Raw genomic sequence first — 2913 nt, 5'->3', positions numbered from 1 at the left:
GTGACCGGAAATTGCCAGAGTAGTTCCCACCACTTCAAGTAGCGGGGACTACTTTGACAACAGAAGCACCAAAGAGGATTGGCCGCAAAGGCATCCCGAATCACCCACTCGAATTCCGGCGCGAGATGGCCAGGCTGGCATGCGAGCCCGGCGTGTCGGTCGCGCGCCTGGCAATGGAGCACGGCCTGAATGCGAATCTGGTGTTCAAATGGCGCCGTTCGTTGCGGGCCGGCGAATACGATTCGGCTGGACTGCTACCGGTGAAAGTGGAGACGCCGCTTGCCGAGACTACGCCGCTGGTGCCGGTGTCGGCGCCGACCACGATACCGACCGGCGCGATTGAGATCAACGTAGGCAACGCCCATGTCCGCATCGAAGGCGCTCCGGACGAGAGTACGTTGACGCTGGTGCTGCACATGTTGCGCGGCATGCCGGGGATGGCAGCGTGATCGGTTTGCCGAGTCGAACTCGCGTCTGGTTGGCTGCAGGCGTGACCGACATGCGCTGCGGGTTCAACACCCTGGCGGCTAAGGTCCAGACCGTGCTGGAGCGAGATCCGTTCAGCGGGCACGTGTTCGTGTTTCGTGGCCGGCGGGGCGATCTGGTCAAAGTGCTATGGTGGAGCGGCGACGGCATGTGTGTGCTGATGAAACGCCTGGAGCGTGGGCGCTTCATCTGGCCGCGCGCCGATGGCGGCGTGGTCTGCCTGAGTCAGGCCCAGTTATCGATGCTGCTCGAAGGCATCGACTGGCGGCAGCCGGTGCGTACGACCGAGCCGAGTTCGGCGTTGTAAACCTACCGGCGCCCGCGTAAACTGTGGGCATGACCACGGCCAACGCCTATCCGGATGACATCGAAGCGCTCAAAGCCTTGTTGCTTGAGCGCGATGCGCGCATCGGTCATCTGGAAGATCTGGTCGAATCACACGAAGCCGTGGTGGCCACGGGCAAGGCCGAGATCGAGCACCTGAAGCTGTTGATCGCGAAGCTGCGCCGTATGGCATTCGGGCGCAGTTCCGAGAAACTGGATCGCCAGATCGAGCAGCTCGAACTGAAACTGGAAGATCTCGAAGCCGACGAAGGCGCTGCGCCCATCGAGATTCCCAAGGCACCGCGCACGGTACCGGAACAGATACAACGCAAGCCGCTGCCGGAGTATCTGCCGCGCGACATACGAATGTACCTGCCGGAGTCCGACGAAACCTGCACGGCGTGCGGTGGCGAGATGAAGCCGCTCGGCGAAGACGTGTCCGAGCAACTGGAATACGTGGCGGCCAGCTTCCGTGTGATTCGCCATGTTCGACCGAAACTGGCCTGCACCTGTTGCGATCAGATCGCACAGGCGGCAGCGCCAAGCCGCCCCATCGAACGGGGTCAGGCCGGCCCGGGACTACTTGCGCATGTGCTCGTGGCGAAGTTCAACGATCACCTGCCGTTGTACCGCCAGTCGGCGATCTACGCCCGAGAAGGCGTGGAACTGGATCGCTCGTTGCTGGCGAAATGGGTGGGGCACAGTGCCAAGCTACTGCAACCGCTGGTCAATGCGCTGCGCCTGCATGTGATGGCAGCCACGAAGCTGCACGCCGACGATACGCCAGTTCCGGTGCTCGCGCCGGGCAATGGCAAGACGAAAACCGGGCGGCTATGGGTCTATGTGCGCGATGACCGGAACTCGGGCGACAAGGCGCCACCGGCAGTCTGGTTCGCCTACACCCCCGATCGCCGTGGCGAGCATCCGCAACAGCATCTGGCCAAGTTCAAGGGGACGCTGCAGGCCGATGCCTATGGCGGCTATCAGAAGATCTACGAGACCGGCAAGGTACTTGAGGCGGCTTGCTGGGCGCATGCCCGGCGCAAGTTCTACGATCTGTATGCGGCGCGGCCCAACGCGCTGAACAAGGAGGCGCTGGAACGCATCGGCGCGCTCTACGAGGTCGAAGAAGCGATCCGGGGCAAACCGCCAGACGAGCGGCAAGCGCACCGGCAGACGAACGCCAAACCATTGCTCGAACAGTTCCATGTGTGGCTGAACGCCGCGCTGGCAACACTCTCGCGCAAATCGGACACGAGTCAGGCCATCCTCTATGCCCTGAACCGGTGGGAAGCATTGACGCGCTACTGTGACGACGGACAATTGGAAATCGACAATCTGCCGGTCGAGCGGGCACTGCGCGGCGTTGCCCTGGGCCGACGAAACTACCTGTTCGCCGGCGCGGATTCCGGCGGTGAACGTGCGGCCGCGATTTACAGCCTGATCGGCACGGCCAAGCTCAATGGTATCGATCCCGAGGCGTACCTGCGTCATGTCCTGGCGCGCATCGCCGATCACCCGATCAACCGAATCGACGAACTGCTGCCCTGGACGGTGCCCCTTCCCACGCCGTGAAGGGATAATGCCACTGATGCCCAGACCTCGGAGATCAGATGGCCAAGTCGTTTCAGCGCTATACCTTGCACGTGCAATTACTGTATATCCAACCGCCTATCTGGCGCCGGATCACAGTCGAAGGACCCGACTCGCTGCGCAAGTTACACCACATTCTGCAAGCAGCCTTCGGATGGGAAAGCACACACATGCACGACTTCCTGATCGACGGCAAAACCTACGCCATGTTCGATGTCGATGCGGCACTAGAGTTCATGGATCGATCGAAGACATTCGACGACCGGAAAACCAAACTGAACAAAGTCCTGCGACCTGACTCGCGCATTCTCTACCGCTATGACTTCGGAGACGGCTGGGATCACCAGATCGTGGTCGAAAGCGTTGAGACGATTGCAGACGAGTCGTGGGGCGAGTCCAGGGTGATCGATGGTGCTCGCGCTTGCCCACCGGAAGACGTCGGCGGTGCGCCAGGGTATGAAACGTTCCTGACCACGTTGCGCGACAGGCCTGACAGCGAAGAAGCGGATA

General features: G+C 61.7%; 4 protein-coding genes. All 4 read left to right on the top strand.

Annotated elements, in window-relative coordinates; all coding sequences use genetic code 11:
• Window positions 1–53: 53 nt before the first annotated feature.
• Entirely contained in the window at window positions 54–449 is a 396-nt protein-coding gene (gene tnpA / locus CFB82_RS41155) for an IS66-like element accessory protein TnpA (protein WP_089445531.1), read from the top strand.
• The gene (gene tnpB, locus CFB82_RS41150) at window positions 446–793 is read left to right on the top strand and encodes an IS66 family insertion sequence element accessory protein TnpB (RefSeq protein WP_089445532.1); all 348 of its coding nucleotides are present in this window, start codon (window positions 446–448) and stop codon (window positions 791–793) included. The genes tnpA and tnpB overlap by 4 nt, the downstream gene beginning before the upstream one ends.
• Window positions 794–822: 29 nt before the next feature.
• Window positions 823–2385, top strand: coding sequence for an IS66 family transposase (gene tnpC / locus CFB82_RS41145; RefSeq protein WP_089487918.1), 1563 nt, complete (start codon window positions 823–825; stop codon window positions 2383–2385).
• A gap of 38 nt (window positions 2386–2423) precedes the next feature.
• Window positions 2424–2913 (top strand): plasmid pRiA4b ORF-3 family protein (locus CFB82_RS41140; protein WP_089487917.1); only part of this gene is annotated, 490 nt, incomplete at its 3' end.

Origin of the sequence: Burkholderia sp. HI2714 (assembly GCF_002223085.1) — a bacterium.
Lineage (GTDB): Bacteria > Pseudomonadota > Gammaproteobacteria > Burkholderiales > Burkholderiaceae > Burkholderia > Burkholderia lata_D.
Note: the sequence above shows the minus strand (reverse complement) of the source record. Positions and strands in the feature narration are given on the sequence as shown.